The 16,906-nt window shown below is 61.0% G+C and carries 24 protein-coding genes; 11 read left to right on the top strand and 13 right to left on the bottom strand.

Translation table 11 applies throughout. The annotated features are described in order from the left end of the window. Window positions 1-34: 34 nt before the first annotated feature. From MESCI2_RS0126650 to MESCI2_RS0126640, 3 genes are all read right to left on the bottom strand, one after another. Complete coding sequence (locus tag MESCI2_RS0126650; protein WP_027039134.1) at window positions 35-856, bottom strand: PopZ family protein; 822 nt, start codon at window positions 854-856, stop codon at window positions 35-37. Window positions 857-1,067: 211 nt separating this feature from the next. Next, window positions 1,068-2,459 carry a TolC family outer membrane protein gene (locus MESCI2_RS0126645; RefSeq protein ID WP_027039133.1) on the bottom strand — a complete coding sequence of 464 codons (1,392 nt, stop codon included), beginning with the start codon at window positions 2,457-2,459 and terminating at the stop codon, window positions 1,068-1,070. A 181-nt stretch (window positions 2,460-2,640) separates the two neighbouring features. Continuing rightward, window positions 2,641-3,309 carry a protein-L-isoaspartate O-methyltransferase family protein gene (locus MESCI2_RS0126640; RefSeq protein WP_027039132.1) on the bottom strand — a complete coding sequence of 223 codons (669 nt, stop codon included), beginning with the start codon at window positions 3,307-3,309 and terminating at the stop codon, window positions 2,641-2,643. 221 nt (window positions 3,310-3,530) lie between these two features. On the opposite strand from MESCI2_RS0126640, the gene MESCI2_RS0126635 reads away from it, so the two are divergent. From MESCI2_RS0126635 to MESCI2_RS0126600, 8 genes are all read left to right on the top strand, one after another. Continuing rightward, window positions 3,531-3,863, top strand: coding sequence for a hypothetical protein (locus MESCI2_RS0126635; RefSeq protein ID WP_155936692.1), 333 nt, complete (start codon window positions 3,531-3,533; stop codon window positions 3,861-3,863). 9 nt (window positions 3,864-3,872) lie between these two features. Further along, on the top strand, window positions 3,873-4,160 hold the full coding sequence (locus MESCI2_RS0126630; protein ID WP_027039130.1) for a hypothetical protein: 288 nt from the start codon (window positions 3,873-3,875) through the stop codon (window positions 4,158-4,160). Window position 4,161: 1 nt separating this feature from the next. Then, window positions 4,162-4,410, top strand: a complete 249-nt coding sequence (locus tag MESCI2_RS0126625) for a hypothetical protein (RefSeq protein WP_027039129.1) — start codon at window positions 4,162-4,164, stop codon at window positions 4,408-4,410. A gap of 19 nt (window positions 4,411-4,429) precedes the next feature. After that, window positions 4,430-4,672 (top strand): hypothetical protein, encoded by a 243-nt coding sequence (locus MESCI2_RS1000000138230; RefSeq protein WP_155936691.1) that lies wholly within the window; start codon window positions 4,430-4,432, stop codon window positions 4,670-4,672. Between the two features lie 3 nt (window positions 4,673-4,675). Next, complete coding sequence (locus MESCI2_RS0126615; RefSeq protein ID WP_027039128.1) at window positions 4,676-4,957, top strand: hypothetical protein; 282 nt, start codon at window positions 4,676-4,678, stop codon at window positions 4,955-4,957. Window positions 4,958-5,154: 197 nt separating this feature from the next. Continuing rightward, on the top strand, window positions 5,155-5,412 hold the full coding sequence (locus MESCI2_RS0126610) for a hypothetical protein (RefSeq protein ID WP_155936690.1): 258 nt from the start codon (window positions 5,155-5,157) through the stop codon (window positions 5,410-5,412). A 33-nt stretch (window positions 5,413-5,445) separates the two neighbouring features. Beyond that, window positions 5,446-5,649: a hypothetical protein gene (locus MESCI2_RS1000000138225; protein ID WP_155936689.1), complete on the top strand. Its 204-nt coding sequence runs from the start codon at window positions 5,446-5,448 to the stop codon at window positions 5,647-5,649. Window positions 5,650-5,891: 242 nt separating this feature from the next. Beyond that, window positions 5,892-6,116 carry a hypothetical protein gene (locus MESCI2_RS0126600; RefSeq protein WP_027039126.1) on the top strand — a complete coding sequence of 75 codons (225 nt, stop codon included), beginning with the start codon at window positions 5,892-5,894 and terminating at the stop codon, window positions 6,114-6,116. A 237-nt stretch (window positions 6,117-6,353) separates the two neighbouring features. On the opposite strand, the gene MESCI2_RS0126595 is transcribed toward MESCI2_RS0126600, so the two are convergent. From MESCI2_RS0126595 to MESCI2_RS1000000136360, 4 genes are all read right to left on the bottom strand, one after another. Further along, window positions 6,354-6,833 carry a hypothetical protein gene (locus tag MESCI2_RS0126595; protein ID WP_027039125.1) on the bottom strand — a complete coding sequence of 160 codons (480 nt, stop codon included), beginning with the start codon at window positions 6,831-6,833 and terminating at the stop codon, window positions 6,354-6,356. A gap of 139 nt (window positions 6,834-6,972) precedes the next feature. After that, complete coding sequence (locus MESCI2_RS01000000135785) at window positions 6,973-7,212, bottom strand: hypothetical protein (RefSeq protein WP_027039124.1); 240 nt, start codon at window positions 7,210-7,212, stop codon at window positions 6,973-6,975. A gap of 117 nt (window positions 7,213-7,329) precedes the next feature. Continuing rightward, window positions 7,330-7,554 carry a hypothetical protein gene (locus MESCI2_RS0126585; protein WP_027039123.1) on the bottom strand — a complete coding sequence of 75 codons (225 nt, stop codon included), beginning with the start codon at window positions 7,552-7,554 and terminating at the stop codon, window positions 7,330-7,332. Continuing rightward, on the bottom strand, window positions 7,551-8,285 hold the full coding sequence (locus tag MESCI2_RS1000000136360; RefSeq protein WP_050596705.1) for a hypothetical protein: 735 nt from the start codon (window positions 8,283-8,285) through the stop codon (window positions 7,551-7,553). The genes MESCI2_RS0126585 and MESCI2_RS1000000136360 overlap by 4 nt, the downstream gene beginning before the upstream one ends. 15 nt (window positions 8,286-8,300) lie before the next feature. On the opposite strand from MESCI2_RS1000000136360, the gene MESCI2_RS01000000135775 reads away from it, so the two are divergent. After that, window positions 8,301-8,492: a hypothetical protein gene (locus MESCI2_RS01000000135775; protein ID WP_032901391.1), complete on the top strand. Its 192-nt coding sequence runs from the start codon at window positions 8,301-8,303 to the stop codon at window positions 8,490-8,492. A 2-nt stretch (window positions 8,493-8,494) separates the two neighbouring features. Here the strand turns inward: MESCI2_RS01000000135775 and MESCI2_RS0126575 are convergent, their stop codons facing one another. The 3 genes from MESCI2_RS0126575 to MESCI2_RS0126565 are packed head-to-tail and all read right to left on the bottom strand — an operon-like array spanning window position 8,495 to window position 12,247. Next, on the bottom strand, window positions 8,495-10,876 hold the full coding sequence (locus MESCI2_RS0126575; RefSeq protein ID WP_155936688.1) for a hypothetical protein: 2,382 nt from the start codon (window positions 10,874-10,876) through the stop codon (window positions 8,495-8,497). Then, window positions 10,867-11,217 carry a hypothetical protein gene (locus MESCI2_RS0126570; protein WP_027039121.1) on the bottom strand — a complete coding sequence of 117 codons (351 nt, stop codon included), beginning with the start codon at window positions 11,215-11,217 and terminating at the stop codon, window positions 10,867-10,869. Before MESCI2_RS0126570 ends, MESCI2_RS0126575 begins: the two co-directional genes overlap by 10 nt. A 7-nt stretch (window positions 11,218-11,224) precedes the next feature. Continuing rightward, window positions 11,225-12,247, bottom strand: a complete 1,023-nt coding sequence (locus MESCI2_RS0126565) for a hypothetical protein (protein ID WP_027039120.1) — start codon at window positions 12,245-12,247, stop codon at window positions 11,225-11,227. Between the two features lie 91 nt (window positions 12,248-12,338). Here MESCI2_RS0126565 and MESCI2_RS1000000139185 point away from each other — a divergent pair, with 91 nt between their 5' ends. Both MESCI2_RS1000000139185 and MESCI2_RS0126555 read left to right on the top strand, forming a co-directional pair. After that, window positions 12,339-12,464, top strand: coding sequence for a hypothetical protein (locus tag MESCI2_RS1000000139185; RefSeq protein WP_276325631.1), 126 nt, complete (start codon window positions 12,339-12,341; stop codon window positions 12,462-12,464). Between the two features lie 34 nt (window positions 12,465-12,498). After that, window positions 12,499-12,741, top strand: coding sequence for a hypothetical protein (locus MESCI2_RS0126555; RefSeq protein ID WP_027039119.1), 243 nt, complete (start codon window positions 12,499-12,501; stop codon window positions 12,739-12,741). On the opposite strand, the gene MESCI2_RS01000000135770 is transcribed toward MESCI2_RS0126555, so the two are convergent. From MESCI2_RS01000000135770 to MESCI2_RS0126540, 3 genes are read right to left on the bottom strand one after another with little or no spacing between them, the layout of a single operon-like run. Further along, entirely contained in the window at window positions 12,728-14,287 is a 1,560-nt protein-coding gene (locus MESCI2_RS01000000135770; RefSeq protein ID WP_050596704.1) for a hypothetical protein, read from the bottom strand. The two genes, MESCI2_RS0126555 and MESCI2_RS01000000135770, sit on opposite strands and share 14 nt — an antisense overlap. After that, window positions 14,287-16,200 (bottom strand): phage tail tip lysozyme, encoded by a 1,914-nt coding sequence (locus tag MESCI2_RS1000000136355; protein WP_050596703.1) that lies wholly within the window; start codon window positions 16,198-16,200, stop codon window positions 14,287-14,289. Before MESCI2_RS1000000136355 ends, MESCI2_RS01000000135770 begins: the two co-directional genes overlap by 1 nt. Next, the gene (locus MESCI2_RS0126540; RefSeq protein ID WP_027039118.1) at window positions 16,200-16,898 is read right to left on the bottom strand and encodes a hypothetical protein; all 699 of its coding nucleotides are present in this window, start codon (window positions 16,896-16,898) and stop codon (window positions 16,200-16,202) included. The genes MESCI2_RS1000000136355 and MESCI2_RS0126540 overlap by 1 nt, the downstream gene beginning before the upstream one ends. Window positions 16,899-16,906: the final 8 nt, after the last annotated feature.

The following is a 16,906-nucleotide window of genomic DNA, read 5'->3' as shown; positions in this document are numbered from 1 at the left end:
GGCGCCGTTTCCTCTGGGCAATCGGCATGGGGAACTACTGCGCCCCGCGCGCCACGCGCTCTATCTCCTCGCGCACCAGCCTTTCGACCAGTGTCGGCAGATTGTTGTCGAGCCAATCCTGCAGCATCGGCCGCAGCATCTCTTCGGCCATCTCGTCGAATGTCTTCTTGCTGCGGCTGGCAAACGCATCGGAAAGCTCGCCAAAGGCAGCCGCGACCTGCCGGCCGGTATGCTCGGAAACGATCGCCGGACGCGGCGCGTCGCTGGCCGCCACCGGCCGCACCACGCTTGCATCCGGACGAGACGGCTCGACGACCGGTTCCGGGGCCGGCTCGTCCCTGAGATTGTCCACCGGCGGCTGGGCAACCGCCTTGCGGGCCTCGCCCCTGTCCGACACCGCCGCCCTAGCCTGCTCGCCAACCGCGGCGATCTCGCGCCGCCAGTCGGCGACGTCGGCGGCAGGGACAGGACGCGGTGCTGGTGCGTCGACCGCAGCCGGCTCGGCTGCAACGCGGGCGCTGACCTCGGCAAGTGTCATCGATGGCTTTGCCGGGCTGGGATCGGGGCGCACCGGCGTTTCCATGCGAGCGACCACCGGCTCGGCCGCCGGCAACTGTGCCTGGACTTCCGCCAGCGTGACCGGCGTCCTGACCTCGGGGGCGGCATGCAGGTCGGCACGGAACGCTTCCACGTCGGGGGCCGCATAGGCGCTCGACGCGCGCTCCAGATCCTGGCTCAGCTCATCGGCGTCGCCCGGCTGCTTGCGGCCGCCATCGCTGTCCTCGATGATCCGCCTGATGGAAGCCAGTATCTCTTCCATGGAAGGTTCGCGCTGTGCGCTGCTTGCCGTTGCCATCGTCACATCCGCCGCCCTTGTGACCCCTGTTGGGTTTTTCGCTCCGGCAGAGCCCGAACGAATCATGGCGACAGCGTAACCGACGGATCGCCGCACGAGAATCCCCAATCTGGGGACTTGTGGGATTTCAACAGATTAGCGCGATCCGAACCCGAGAGCCGCAGTGCGAAAGATCCTGCTCAAACGAGGAACACCGTCCTGGCCGAATGTCTCAGCGGCCGTCCGGCGTGCGCAGGCCGTACCACTTGTCCTTGACCGCGTTGTAATGCTCTTCAGGCTTGTATTTCGCTACCTGCAAGCCAAGGCGGTCGACGGACAGACGGCCGGTCGCCTGCAGGATGGCGTAGCTCGCCACCACCACATCATGTTCGTAACCAGCCTGGTTGATCTGGGCGGTGATGACCGTCGCCTGCGCGTTAAGGACGTCGAGCGTGGTGCGCTGGCCGACATTGCGCTCTTCGATGACGCCGTTCAGTGCCAGCTTCGCGGCCTCGATCACCTGCCTGTTGGCCGCCAGCTGCTGCTGCGCGGCGGTGTACTCGGTCCAGGCGGCGGTGACGGCCTGGCGCACCTGGTCGCGGCTGACGTCGACCTGGATGCGGGCCTGGCTGAGCGATTCCTTGTCCTGGCGCACGATCGCCGAGGTGCGGCCGCCCGAATAGATCGGGATGGTCAGCGTTGCCCCGACACTGGCCGAATTGGTCGTGCCATCCTGTGAACCGACGCCCGGCAAAGGCGAGGTGTTGCGATAGGCGCTCGAAACGCCGGCGGAAGCCGACAGCTGCGGCAACAGCGCGCCTTCGGCCGACTTCACCGAAAACGCGGCGGCGTCGACCAGATGCTGGGTCGCAAGGATAGCCGGATGCTCGTTCGCGGCCACCCCGACGGCAGCGGCGAGGCTCGACGGCAACAGCTTTGCCACTGGCGAAGCGCCCTTGAGCTTGCCCGGCTCGTCGCCGACGATCTGGCGATAGATCGCCGCACTTGCCAGCGCCTGCGCCCGGGCAGCACTCAGCGACGCCACCGCGGCGGCGCGCGAAGCGTCGGCCTGGGCGACATCGGTGCGTGTGCCTTCGCCAACCTCGAAGCGCGAACGCGCCGCGCGCGCCGTTTCAGTCAGGAACTGCAGGTTCTGCTCAGTCAGCACGGCGACCTGCCGGTCGCGAATCACGTTCATATACGCTTGCGCCGCGCTGAACAGGATGCCCTCTTCGGTGTTGCGCAGGCTTTCGACGGAAGCGCGGACCTGCGCTTCGGCGGCAGCGACATTGTTCCTGGTCTGAAAGCCGTCGAACAGCGTCTGATTGATCTGGACGCCAAAATTGCCGGTGGTCAGCCGCACGCTTGAATTGGTGCCGTTGAGATGGCTGCTCGAATAATCGATATCCGCCGAGCCGGTGACAACCGGGCGGTAGCCCGACTTGGCGATGGCGACGCCCTCATCGGTGACACGAACGCCGGCACGGGATGCGTTCAGCGTGGAATTGTACTGGTAGGCCTTTGCAAGCGCGCCGGAGATGCTTTCGGCCGAAGCGGCCAGTGGGGACAGCATTGTCGCCGAAACGAGGACGGCGGTGAGAAGTGACTTGCGTAAAGACGGCACGGTTAAACCCTCATTCGTTTTCCATGGGAACCGCGCCGCGCCTGCTTCTCTCATTGATCAGCCGGCGCCGCGTGTTCGATGTTCCCTGCTGCTCACCCCAAAGTGCCCCCAGTCTGGGATCAGCAGCGATCGTTCAAATGCAAGCGACCATGACAAAGCCTCTCCTGCAAGGCCAAATCATTCAGAATTCGAAAGCACGAATGCGTTCAAACCCCGGTAGTGGCTTAATTGCCGCATTAAATGCACGTCTTCCGGTTACAACCCCCCCGGCCTTGAAAAAGAGACGAGCCACGCCGGAATTGCCCTGCCCTTCGACGGCGACAAGGCGGCCGCCTTCGGCGAGCTGGTCCAGCAGCGCCACCGGCACTTCCGCAACGCTGCCGCCGATAAAGATGACGTCATAGGGCGCCTTGGCGGCATGCCCCTGCGGCAACGCCCCCTGGACGACGGTCACATTGCCGCAGCCAAGCGACGAAAGCGTCGATCTGGCGGCTTCCGCCAGCGCCGAATCGCTTTCGAGCGCCACCACGGACCCGGCCAGCCGTGACAGGATGGCCGAGGCGTAGCCTGTCCCGCAGCCGACATCGAGCGCCGAATCGGTCGGGTTGATCTCGGCCAGCTGGATAAGCTTGGCCAACGGCGATGCTTCCATCAGGTAGCGCGCGCCGTCCGCACCGGCGGCAATGCGGATGTCCTCGTCGATATAGGCGAGATCGCGCTGGGCGGCGCCGACAAACATCTCTCTTGGGACGACAAGCATTGCATCGAGCAGCGGCGCGCTGGTCACATCGGTGGTGCGGACCTGGCCGTCGACCATCTTGACGCGTAGTTCGGAAAAATCAGCGCTCATGTCCCAACCAATCCGCTTGCCGCGCCAGAACCGCGGTCCATTGTGTCAGGAACTTCAGGCCCCTGCGCTGCCGCGCGGGGGCCCGGGCATTGGAGGCCTCGCCCGGAATTCCTGCGCAGATGAAATAATTGGGTTTTTTGTGCAACGCAACCCCATTCCAGACCCCCGCGCGGATACCGATGTGTAACGCCGTTCGACCAATGTTCACTGAGGAGAAGGCCATGAAGACGAAGGACCGCCTAGCGATCGAACTCCGGAAAGTGGCCGCCATCGCGTCGGCTGAGAAAGCGGCCAAATATGAGGCATTCGCGAAGCGCGCCGAAACTGGCGAGTTCGATGACTATGCAGATACCTATGCCTGCCCGATCACCCAACTCTATACCGAGTTGATGGCGGCTGGGTTCAACAAATTCGCCGGCCGAGTAGCTATTGGCGAGTTCGACGCGACGGCGGAAGAAAGCGACGAATGGGCTCGCAGCCCGTCCGGCCAAGCCGCCGCAAGCCAACTATCGCCCGAGATGCGCAAGGTTCTCGGCCTTGATTTGCTGAACTAGGAGAGCGCTATGAACAACGAAACTATGAGCTACGGGTACATCCACACGCCGACACTTGGCGAACGCTTCTGGAGGGCGCTCGGCTTTCGCTATCACCTCGGGGAAGACCCGGAAGATGTTGACACCTTGCAGGGATGGACGCGCACCGACACGCGGCTGCACTTTCACTGGACGGATCGGTTCCGGCTTCTGCTGACCGGGCGCCTGATGGTCTCGACCATTTCGCATTATGACGCGCCGTCGCCGACCGTGATCAAGAACCGCACCGACTGGCAAATCCGCGCGCCGGGAGAGTGAGATGGAGATTGGTCGCATCCAAGGCTGCACCCGCGTCATAGGCCGCTCCCAAGGCTACTATGGCCTGCCGCTGCGCGATATCGTCATCAACGATACTGTGACCGGCCCAGAGACGCCAGCCATGGAAACTGCATGGCTACCGACGCCGGAAGAATTGGCCGCGCTCAATGCCGGCGCGCCGATCATCCTTCGCGTTTGCGGCACAGGCCATCCGCCGGTCATGATCTACACCGGCGACGTGCCAGCCTAACCCCTGAGAGGAACGAAACATGAGCGGGACGATCGAGAGAATTGCAAAATCGCTTTACGAAGCGCGCAACGGTCCCGGCTGCTACCCATGGGGCAATCGGCCAAAGGCGCATAAAGACGAGTATCGCGCAGATGCTCGGGCCGCATTGAGGACTATTCGCGAACCCGGCATCGAAATCCGCAAGATCACGACCTTCGAATTCGCCGAAGTCGAATGGCCAAAGCTCATCGACGCAGCCCTTGCCACACCAGGAGAGGGATGAAGGATGACGAAAGCAGGCGAAAGGCTTCTTGAAGGTGCCCGCGAAGCATTGGCGATAGCCAAGGGCGAGCAGGCGGCGGCATCGGTTATGGTCAGTGGCCATACCTATCTTCCGAAGGAAATGGTCATGGCCGAGTTGCGCGGCGTGCAGACCAAGACTGTCAATCTCTGCATCGATTGCATCGAAAGCCTAAAGGCCGACAGTCAGGGGCTGACCTTGGACGACGACACGATCAATGCTTGCGCTACAATCCTGCGTAATATGCTGGCGATGGCGAAGCCCTAAAGAGGCTCCGCAATCTCCCCTATCTCGCCGCCATCGGTCTTGTCTTCATGGGGCTGTATTACGGGATTAAGCTGGTTTGGTGAGGCGGATTTCTGGTTTCAGCACCACCCTCAAAGCCTTGCAAATCAAGGGGTTGAGAGTTGATTTTCTCTATCTCGTCACCACCTAAAATGCTACTGTTTCCCATGGAGAAAGCAATGTCTGAGATGAGCGAAAGGGTCGCAAAGGCGATCTATCACGCAACGCCACGCAATAAGCCGTACGATCGGCTTGCCCCGGTTGATACCCGGCATTGGGAGAAGCGAGCGCAGGCAGCCCTACAGGCCCTGCTGGGCCCGACAGAACACATGCTTACTGTCGGGGCTTGCTATGAAGACCAGGATCGCCAGCTCGTTTCCGAAGGCGAGGAAGCGCGCGACATCTGGAACAACATGGTTCTGGCAGCGCTCAAATGAGCGACCTCGACACCTTTTTCGGCTGGGCAACGCTTGCCGCGTTCGCTGTTACTGTCGTTGGCTGTTGGTGGTACACTCGCGATGAGTGATACGGCCCTATCAATCTATGACTTTGCCTTGATCGCGGTCTTCCCTGTTGCCGGCGCGGGCCTGATTTATGGGATGGTGAAAATGGACTACTGGCTTGCGCAATTCGCTGCCGGGTCGATGATCCTTGCGGCGGCGATGCTGTTCTAGCATGGCCTTGACACCCGCTCGCGTGGTCACCGCCTTCCCTACTCCACCACCTCAATCCGAGCCTTTACATCCTCATCCGCTATAAGCGAAGCATGTAGCGCTTTCGCTTCTTCCTCATCTCTGGTGGATAAAAGACCTCGCCATGCCAATCGTCCGTCTCCAAGACGCTCCAGCACTGAAACAACATAGAGGGGTCCGTCGTTCATAGTCTCGGATATAGAGCTTTGAACGGAGCAGGGAAGATGAAGAGCGAAACCAGCGAATGCCGGGCCGCCCTGACGCTGATCCGCCGCACCATCGAGGAACACTGCCCTCCGGGCGTGCTGCCCAGCGAAGAGATGGTCAACGGGCTTTACGGGCCAGAGTTGATGGACGAGGCGGAAGCGATCTCGGCGGCCATTGTCGCCACGGTGGAGCGGTTGCAGTTGTCGGTGGTGAAGCCGCCGGCACCGAGTATCAAGCCGTAGGGGCGCACTGTACGTAGGGCGCGGCTGGTATATAATGCGGGTTGAGACTCCCCCATCGAGGAAACAATTCAGTTGGCCGCACTAACACACTCCCGCATGAAGATCCCGCCAACGAGCTTCCAGCCGGTCGACACGCCGCCAACGGTCACGTTCTATTGGCACGGTCGATGCATCATTCGAGCTAGGCAGGATAGCTGCCTAGGGCGATTCGTGGCTCTGTTTGTCCGCACACCTTGATCAGGGTCGAAAGCTTGTTGGCTGCGTCTTTCCGCCCAAATTCTTGACATCCTGGGCCACGACGCGGACATCTGCCTTCACGTCCGCAACGTTCTGGGTCAGCGTATCGAGCTTGGCGCCTATCAGCTCCAGCATCCGGTCAATGCGGGCATCCTGTGCGTCGTCCCGCTTGTCGTTCTGGTCTAGACGAAGCGAGACCGTATCGAGAGGCTTTAGCTGATTCTGAATGTCGTCAAAGTTTCGATCCGAGAGGACAGACCGGGCTTGTCGAGCCGCCGATTCACTGTCGACCTTCACCGACAGCGTGGCAAGATCCGCCTTCGAGGCGGCGTTGGCGATATCACTGGTGAACTTGTAATACAGCCCGCCCCCGACGAACGCCTGCCCCATGAGGATCACGACGAAGCCTATTAGTTGGGCTTGCGATATCGGCCTTTTGTCCACCCTGATCGACAGCATTGCCTCATCCTCACTGCTCATGCCCCGGTGCCCTTTTATGCGCTGCTATTGCTTGCAGAAGGCATCGCGCCTCGCATTCAACGCGCGGTTGCCGTCAATCGTTGCTGAGGTGTCGCCTTTTGCCGAGTAGGTAGCTGGCGTCCAGATGAGGCACACCTCCTTACCGGTCCCGGTTGTTTTTGTCGTCTGACAAGCTGCCAGCAGGGCGAGCATTGGCAGCGTCAGAGATATCCTGAATATGCTTCGCATAGGAATCGGCCTCCTTGGCCTTGTCGGCGTTGGCTTGTGCTTTGGCGCCCGAAAGACGGCCGTGGATCCATGCGCCGCCGGCCGTGACGATTGCTGCTCCGATGGCGATGACGGTGGGATTGCTGAGGAACCAGGCCAGGAGCGCGGTCATGTCATCCACCATCCATTGACTGCGCCGACGAACCAGACGCCTGCTATAGCGGCCACGACGCCGAACCCAACGCCCATGGCCAGCAGGACATCGCCAACTGTGATAGCGTGATCCATCTTACTTCTCCTCTGCCGGCGGCGGTGGCGCGACCATGCCGGCCGGACCATCGCGAACCGCGTTGATGATGATCTTCAGCAGCGCCAGGCTGCCGCTGATCTGGAGCGCCGCATGGTCGCTGACCCCGAATGCAGTCCAGTCGAAGCCGACGAGCGCACCGGACGTGATGACCACGATCAGGATATTGATGAGGTTGTGCAGTGCGTTTGTGTTGAGGAATTTCATTGTAACAGGCTCCCGATGAATGAAGTGACGTGATGCCAGAAGCCAGCCAGGGCCATGGCGATGATGGCGATAACCGTCGCGGCCGGCGCAAGCTTGCTGGGTGGCTTCGGTAGAGGCTGGGGGACGCGCTCAGCAGCCGGCGCGGGTTGCGGAGCCGGGATAGGCTTGGCGGGCGCTGGTGGGGCTGCTTGTGGCGCAGCAACGCCATATCCATCAGCAATGAGCAGAGCGTCGTACTGCACGGCATAGCCGGCGATCAGGTCCGCGTCGTCTGTGCCGTTGATAATCCGGCGAGCGTTCTTGAAATCGGACTTGGCCAACGTGATGTAGTCAGCCAGTTTCTTGCCGGTAAACCAGCCTTCGACCATGCCAAGGACGATGATCTGCGCGGCATTCGAGGAGAGCAGCGCAAGGTCTGGTTGGCGAAGAAGGTCGATTGCCAGTTCGCGTCCGGCCCGGGCATAGTTGGTTCGGCCCGTAAGCTGGACATATCCCCTACCCCGGAACAGGTAGCCATCGCCTTTAACAGCGTTCCCGAGCGTCTTGCCGATCTTGGTGCCGGGCTCGTATTTGTTGAAATAGGCCCTAGCGCCGCGCTCATAGATCGGCTTCATGGTGTGAGCGGTCTCATGGTAGGCGGTAGCCAGGACGTACGCCGTCTGGTTTCGCAGAAGGCCATCCGCACTGCACGCGCCTATGATAAGCCGGGTGTCGCCCGTCTTCAGGTCCATGGGAATTCCTTTGCGATGAGATTTGCAGTCGAACTGGTCAAAGACGGCATCACCCTGAAGCGCACCGAGGCTCAGGGCAGCGATCTGGAAGCCGCCAAGGTATGGGGACCGGTGACAGCCCCGAATGGCCCGGAGCCTATCGATGGCGAGTGGATACGGGTGACGCACCTTGCCAGCGGCAGGACGAGTTGGTTTAGGGCCGGTTAGGCCTACACCTTGTAGCTGCCGGAGATGCGGAGGGTCGTCGTATTGGTGATATCGACATCAGTCATGATGGTCATAGCGCCCGTTACCATCTTGCGCGGGTTGATCGTGGTACCGCTCGCACTGATGATCGCAGAAAGCACAGTGTCACCAACGCCGGCAGTCACATTCGTCGCGTAGACGTTAACCGCCGCCCCGTTGTTGGCGTTCTTGGCATAGGGTAACGTCCCAACAAGAATCTGACCAACTGACGATCCTTTCGCGCTAAGTGTGAACTCAATCGCGAACGTGACCACATCGCCCAGGCGGGTAAATTCACCTTTCTGGCTCGTGAACGTCATGCCCACGGCAGCGCCTCCCAGCGTCAGAGTCGGTACGAAAGTCCCTTCCTCATACCAATCAAGCGTCTTGCTGTCCGCGACGGCATAGTTGGCGATTTGCAGCGGAGGAACGCGGTTATAGGGCGCTTCCGAAGCGATCAAACCGGTGTAGCCGGAGCCGACATATTCGAAGAAAAGTTCCGCGCTATTGATGATCTGCGGCAGCGTGAACGTGTCGACGCCGGTCAAAATCATCTTGTTTTGCCTGGAATACTGCCCATCGGCATAGATAGCCGGGGTACCGCTGGCTACGTAAGGGTGGAAGAGATTGAAGACGCACCCCATGACAGTCTTGCTGGATACGGCATTGCCGTCGAGGTAAAGCGCCGCGCCTGTGCCACCAGTCAATCGGCTTGTTGCGCAGCGTGTGAACGTGCTTGTGTCGACCGACGAAAGCTGAAAGGCGTTCCCGTTCGTGTGGGTGACATGAATATTATCAAAGGTGCAATTAGTCGTGTTCTGCCCGCCGCTCGTACCCAAGCTGTCGTTGTAGATGCCCATCGCCGAAACCGATGTTGCAATGGTGATGTTGCGGAACGAACAGTTGTGGATGCAGTTGACCGGCGTGAAGCCGTTGGCGTTCGATGTCAGCCGCAGGCCGGCAACCAGGCTGTTGTTGCGCACCTTGTGGATTTTGATGTTCTCGACTTGCGCATTGTCGATGGCGCGCATCACGATCCCCGAGTTCGCGAGGTCGTTGCAATCTAGTTGCAGATTGAGCAGCGCGCCGCCGTACATATCGACGCCAGCGGTCTCGCTTCCGAAGTGGATCATGTCGCCCCCAAGCGCGCCGATCCACTTCAAAGCCGCACCGGCGACGGATGCCGCGTTGAACACACCACCAGGACGGCCGGGAGGGCCGAACAGCGACTTGCCGGTAGCAGTGGTATTGATCGTGCTCCCGACCGCATATACCTTGTTTTCAAGCAAGACCGGCCCGATGACGGTAAGCCCTGCATTGATCGCGGCGGCGTCGTCTGTCGTTCCGTCGCCGGTCGCGCCCCAAAAACGTGCCATGGCCGACCCTTCATAGGAGCGCACCCAGGCGCCGGAAGACGAGGCGATCGCGGTCGCCTTGACATAAACACCCTCGAGCGTGTCGGCGCTGACCTGGGTCGAAAAATTTCCAGAGGTCCAGTTAAACCGACCCTGCCTGTTCGCTTCGGTCAGGATCGCAACGGTATCTTTGGTGGTGTCAAGCGCCTTCATCGCGGTTCGTGTGGCGACATAGGTTGGAACGACAAGGTTCAGACGGGCGGCATCGGCTGCGGATGCGCCCGTGCCGCCGTCTGCAATAGCGACATCGGTTCCGCCTGGGGCGTATGGAGTGATGGTGGCGCCATTGATCCGGTAGAACAGGCCGGCAGTAGTCGTCCACATGTCGCCATTGGTCGGCGATGACGGCGCTACACCGTGGGGCATGCGGATGGAGGCGGCTGTGGTCGAACTGGTTTTGAAGGTCTGGACAAGCGTCCACTGTGAAGCGTTGTCGAGAGATGCCAAAGCTTTGGTGACGCCATTGACCCGAGCGTAGATACCGAATGCCGACGTGGACCACATATCCCCATCAACCGGAGATGTCGGCGCAACACCATGCGGGATGTTCAATCCAGCCCCGGCGACTGCTGCCGTGGCGATCGTGTTCAGCTTGCCCGTCATTGTGCCGCCAGCGAGAGGCAGTAGCCCAGTCGCGGAAACTATGGGGTTGGCAGGGTCGGCACTATTAACAGATATGTAGGTGCTCCCCGCCACTGCTTGCACGACGCCGGGGAGGCCGTCATCCCCGTCCGTACCCGGGGAGCCTTGCAGGCCTTGAGGAATCTCAAAATCCAGCACAACGGTGCTTGGCGTGCCGACATTGGTAACCGTGGCCGGGCTTCCTGCTGGAAGCGTGACGACATCGCCAACCGCAACAGTTGCATTGAGCGGGATCAGCGCCGGGACAACCCGGATGCGGATCTTCGGAGCGGTCTGAACACGAATGCGGATCGAGGGGACTATCGCCATTCGAATTCACCGTCGATGTAAGCGTGAGTGCCGGTCATAAGCGTGACCGTGCCCCCGGCAGTCGTCATCCGGCAGGCGTAGCTGTAGGTGTTGCCAGGGCAGAGCGCGCCCATCTGAGTGTAGGTGAAACGCCACTGGCACTTGCCGACCTCCGGAATCTCGATAGACCCATCAGCAGTAGTGGCGCTCAGCAGGACGCAGTTGCTTTTGTCCTGAAGCTGCATTTCGACCAATGCAGTCTCGTCAAGCTCGGAAAGCGGCTGGTTGGTTTCGGCATTGATAGCTTCGATAAGAAGCGTCCAATCCGACCCCGAGGGCGAGGAAGTGTTGACCTGATACATCGTCGCCTCAAAGCTTGATGAAGAACTGGACTTGCGCGAAGGGCGGCATGTTGTTGTGTGCGGTCCCAGAACCGGCCGTCGCCACTTTGCCTGTCAGATTGTGCGTGTGGGGGCTGCCGTCGCCGCCAATCTGCTCCGTGATGGCGCTGGACGGCGTGCCCGTGAAAGCGGCGCGGTTCGTCTGGCTGTTGCCGCCAAGAACTATACCGCCACTGCCGCTCAGCCAGTCGCTACCGCCTTGCGATGTGCGATAAGCGTGGCCGTGGGTGCTGCCAGTCGAGCCGACAGCCAGCGTCCCCAGGTCGTGATCATGGGACGGAAGTTCTGCAGTGAGCAGCGTATGCTTGCTTTCGCCGCCGACCGCTCCGACAACGTTCGAATTGCCGCCGGTCGTGTCGGCATCAAGAACACGGTTCGCATCTGCGCCCCCCATCCCGTCCAGACCAAACAGGGCGCGGCCACGAAGGTCGGGGAGCGCGATGGTCTTGGAAGCAGCGTAATCGCCAACCGCCGTAGCGCCGCGGCCGCCGGAGACGGCCAAGTTTGCATCTTCCGTCCATAGGAATTGGAACAGCGCGCTTGTGTCGGCGTTGGCGCGCTCCGTTGCGCCGGAAGTAGCGTTGCCGACCGTTCGCCCATTGCATCGGACGAAGCCAGTTGGCACGGTGGCACGCCAGGCCGTCTTGATGTCGCCAGTGTTGAACAGGTACTGAACGTCGGTGCCGCCGCTGGGCGGGTCAGGGACAACGGTCGTGGGGGCTGAGATGTTGTCGATGTCCCGCAGAGTTGAGCCGTCAGCGGTCTCGATGCGAAGGTGGTAATCGATCTGTTCCGGGAGAAAGACAGGCGGAAACTCGCCGCCCGAATCCGCAACAACTGGATGATCGTTCGGGATCGACAGCCCTGCATCGGTGTACGTAACCAGCGGCGTCAGTGTGCCGGCATCGTAGAAATATGCCTTGAGGCCCGAATAGGGCGTGCCGGTCGGATCGATCCACGGCGCAAGACCAGGGTCCCACAAGATTGCCATTTTGCTGTTTCTCCAAGGGGAATGAGGCCCGGCGCTCTCGCGCTATGCTTCCGGGTGTGCTATGCACGCCAAGTTTTAGGAGGAGGATTCCATGGGTTACGAGGACAACGACCGCGAGAAACTTGACATCCGCAAGTTCACGCTACTCGATTGCCTGGGTGTTGCCTTCGGCGCTATCGGCTTGTCTCTGTTTTGCTACTATGGCCTCTGGACCTAGGCAGCATCTTCAAAAGACCGATGTTGAGTGCTATATGCCGGAGATGAGCGAAACGATCTTTTGGCAGGTGCTAGCTGCCGTATTGGGTGCCAACCTTCTGACCGTCTGCTTTGTCTGGGGTGTGTTTTCGTATTCCAAGCTAGAGCAGCAAGGCCGCGCGAACGAAGCCACCAGGTTTCATTTCTTTGCGCTCGTGGCCCCAATGTTTTTTGCCTTGGGCGCGCTCATGGTCGCTTTCAACAGCGTTCCGGCTTGGCTGGACACTATTCTGCAGTAACCGCCGCACGCTCCCTGAGCATCGCCGCCATCTGCGAAACCGGGATGCCGATATGCTTAGCGAATTTCTCCAACCTCTGCACTGATGGAATGTCCATATCTCCACCCCGGGCAAGCTTGGCCAAATCACCGCCGGTTTTGCCCCCGGAACGAATGACCTGAGATAGTTTCTCGACGTTGCGCATTGTTGCCCGATCGGCCAGAACCTTGGCGCCGGTCCCAACAAGGGCCGGAATGCCAAGAACCGGATTGACCATTGCGCCGCCGACGCCCATGGCGGTCATAAGACCGTTGCCTTGGGGGGAGAGTTTGCCCGCCAAACGGAGAGCGTTTTGGCCCTTGCTGCCTCGCACAACGACCTCGGCTAGTTCCTTTTCCTTTTCCGACATTCCGCGCGGGTTTTCCACAAGGCGGCGAACGTTCTGCCGGGTCGCGTTGTCGACATTCCCACCAGAGCCCGTAGAGGCGGCGCGCAGTTCAGCCTTGGTCGCCGCGCTGTCAACCATCTCAGAGCGGCGAAGCCTGCCCCACAAGGTGCGGGCCTCCGAAAGAGCTTCGGCACCATGCTTGATATTGCCCGCAAGCACGTCCTCATCGGGCAACGTTTCAATGAAATCGTCAATGCGATCAATGATCTTGCTCGCCGCGGCCTGCTGGGACGGATTGCCGGGCATCTTGGCGGCGTTCCCGGCAACGCGCCGCACAACATCGAGACCCTTCAAGGTGACGTTCTTGTCCGACAGATTTCCAAGACGGCTGACCACGGCTGCAATGCCGGGCTGCAACGCGGGGTCATAGCCGAAATCATAAAGATCCTGCACGATGCCTTGACCTAGCCGCTGCATGCCACTCGGCTTGACGATGACCCCGGCCGCGTCTGCCTTGTTATAGGCCGCCTGAGCAGCCTTACGGATGTCGTCATTCGAAGGAATGACCTTCGACGCCGCGCGGGACTCCAAGGCATTGACGCCCGACCGAACAGCGCCGCCCGTAAGGCCACCAACAAGAGCGCCCTTGCCGGCATTCACCATCCGGTCAGCGAAGCCTCCTTCGCCACTACCGAAGCCATATAGACCGCCTCCGATAGCTCCTTCCGCAACTGCCAAGGGTACGCTTGCCGCCGCCTTGGTTGGCAGCGCCACAGCCCCGGCCATTTGCCCGGCCAGGCGAGCCGCCGGATGCTGTTGCTCGTCGTTTCGATCTATGGTTCGCTGAAGATTGAGGTTGCCTTCATAGTTGCCCTGCTGGCCACCAATGCCCGTGAGGTCGCCTGCTTTTGCTGCGATTTCATCAGCCGTGCCAAACGTCACCGCATCAGCCGCGCCGCGCACCCCCGCATCAAGAGACGCGTTATCACGGCGCATCTGATCGACCGGCAAGCCGATGGCCTTGCCTGCATCAAACATGACGTTGCCAACGCGCTCCAAGACAGATGGCGTCGTGCCTTCGATAGAGCCGAATTGCCTGTTGCCTTCAGGGGCGTATTTTGCCCAAGGCCCGGGTTGGGCGGCTGCCGGCTGCTGATACTTTTCCCAAGGTCCGGCCATTATTCCGCAGGCTCCCAGCTATTCGGGTCGCTCGGATTGCCGCCCTTGTAGCGGTAACCGTCCTCGACTGTGCCCGGCTGAGGGCCAGCGCCACTTGGCGCTGCGCCCTGCCCTGTCTGAGATGCCAGCGCCTCGATGTTGCGCTTCTTCTGCTCGATGAAGGAGCGAAGCACGGCTTGCTTTTCGGCAGGGGTCTTGTCGGGATCGCCCATGGTTGCCATGAGCGTGTCACCCTCGCGCGCGGTGAACTGAGCGCCGAACGTGTCGCGCAGCATCGGCAGGATTTGGTTCGAGACCTTCGAAATGTATTCTGTGCGGGCCACTGCCGCATCGCGGGGAGATAGACCGAGCTCCTTGCGCCCAATATCGAGCGCTTGGCCCGCTGTGGTATAGGTTGCCCTGTCCGCAATGGCATCCAGCTCGCCAACGACCGTTTCCAACCCCGGGAGTTGGCTCTGCATGCTGGCGAGCGTAGAGCGCGCCTCGCCTTGGCCTTTGCCGAATGAAGTATCGCTAGCCTTGCCTGCATTGTCGATCGGCACTTGGTTGACGATTTGACCGTTGCGGTCACGAACGCCGTAGGAAGTGCCAAGATTGAGGTTTGACGCGCCGGGAGGGGAAAGTTTCACGCCGTCTGGCGTCTTCGCCATCTCCAGCCCGCCAGCGCTCGACGGCTGAAGCGCAACCCAATTTCCGGCGTCGTCCTGTCCCCAGACTACATTGTTGCCGAACTTGCCCTTGCCGGCGCCTGTGCCTTCGGGAGCGGAGATCCACTGTTTCGTGTTCGGATCATAGATAGCCCCGCCGCCAGCATTGATGAGCTTGGACTGGGGATCTCGCAACGCCTTCAGCTTCTCGACCGCGATCTGATAGGCGATCTGCTTTTCAGGGTCGTTCTGGTCCATCTGCAAACCCTGTGCAGCCTGCACAAGCTGGATGGCCAGCGGACGTGTGCCGGGCGACTTGAACAGTTCGGCCATGACTTCACGCGGCGGGAGGATCGATGCCGCTTGCTGAGGCTGCGGAGCGCCCTGTGGGGCCGCCTGAGCCTGTTGCATACCCATCGGGGCAGACTGGCCCACCGCAAGGCCCTCAAGCGCCTGCTGGGAGGGTGCAGGAGCATTCCTCCCCCCGAACTGCGGTGCATATGCCTGTGCGTCGGCAATGCGCTGTCCAGCCTCGCCGCCGGGCTGGTCATAGCCGGCGAATTTCCAAGCCTGATTCATGATCTGCTGAGCTTCGGCCGGCGATTGCGCGGCGTTTAACTTCGCGATCAGGGACGGGTCTTCCGCCAGCAGATACTTGCCCTGCGTCTCGGGGCTTGGTGCGTTCGGATTGTCGCCGTTCTGCTGTGCGAACTGCTGAAGCCTGGTCAGCCGATCGCCGCGCCAGGACATGATGCCGCCAGCGGTACCGGCTTGGCCGGACTGGCTTGGATCTGACCATGTACCGACAGCGTTCTTTGGGTCGAAGCCGCTTTCGTTCTTTCCGGTCGATGCCACGGCGGCTAAGCCAAACGGATTTGTCAGCCCGCCATCGCGCACAGTCTTGAGAAACCGTCCGGCGATCTGGTTGCCGCTCAGAGAATTGGCGCTGGATTGGCCTTGCGCGGCAAATGCCTGGTCAACCCGAGCCGTCGCCGGGTCAGGCGTGCCCAAGGGCGCGCGCTGGACAGTGCCGACAGGTGCGGAGGCCCCGAACTGCGGCGCAAGAGCAGAGAGCGACTGCGGCGCCCCTTGCTGGCCCTGCTGCGAGCCTTGCGCGTAAAGCCCCTCCAGATACTTGCCAAAGGCCGATTCCGCGTTCTTGTTGTCGCGCCAGTCCTTGCCCGACTGATAGCCGCGATCGGTCGCCTGCATGACCGCTTCCGGGTCATAGAAGTTCGGGATCGATGGATAGTTGATCGCTGCCATCAGAGATACCCACCAAACAGAGAGCCGAGGCCCTGCCCGAGCCCGCTCAGCCCGCTCAACTGCTGCTGAGTGCCGGCCGCCTTCTGGTTGTTGGCGCCCATGAGCCCATTCGTCGCGTTGCCGAACAGATCGACCTTCTGCTGCGCCGCGTTGGTCGCGTTGCTCGCCAGATCAGTCAGCGCGCCGGCTTGGCCCGTCGTTGCGCCGGTATAGATGTTGCCCTGTTGGCCGCTGAAGCCGCCCAGGTTCTGCAACCACTGCTGATAGGAGTTGTTGGCAAGCCCCTGCGAAAATGTCAGCGTGTCAAGGCCGGTCTGCCCGCTGTTCAATTGGCCCCGAGCTGCGGCGCTGCGGTTCAGAGCGTCGATGCCCTGCTGCTGCTGGAATTGGTAGCCAGGGTCGGTCTGGAAGGCGCTTGATGCGCGGGCCGCACCATCAGCACCATTCGCCCCAACCGCATCGCCGTAGAGGTTCAGACCAGAGAGCCCGCCGCTTTCATTGGCGAGGTTCTTCCACAGATCGCCGACACCACCCAGATACCCTGTAGCCTGCTGCTGACCGGTATCGATCGCAGCGGTACCCTGGCTAAGATATTTGTTGATCTGGTCGCGGTTGGCCTGCGCTGCCTTCTTCGTGGCATCGCCACCGAATAGACTGCCGACGCCGCCCAGAAGGCCGCCTAGAAGTGATCCGAACATGGGAGAGT

It is taken from the genome of Mesorhizobium ciceri WSM4083 (assembly GCF_000519305.1).
GTDB classification, from domain to species: Bacteria; Pseudomonadota; Alphaproteobacteria; order Rhizobiales; family Rhizobiaceae; genus Mesorhizobium; species Mesorhizobium ciceri_B.
Note: the sequence above shows the minus strand (reverse complement) of the source record. Positions and strands in the feature narration are given on the sequence as shown.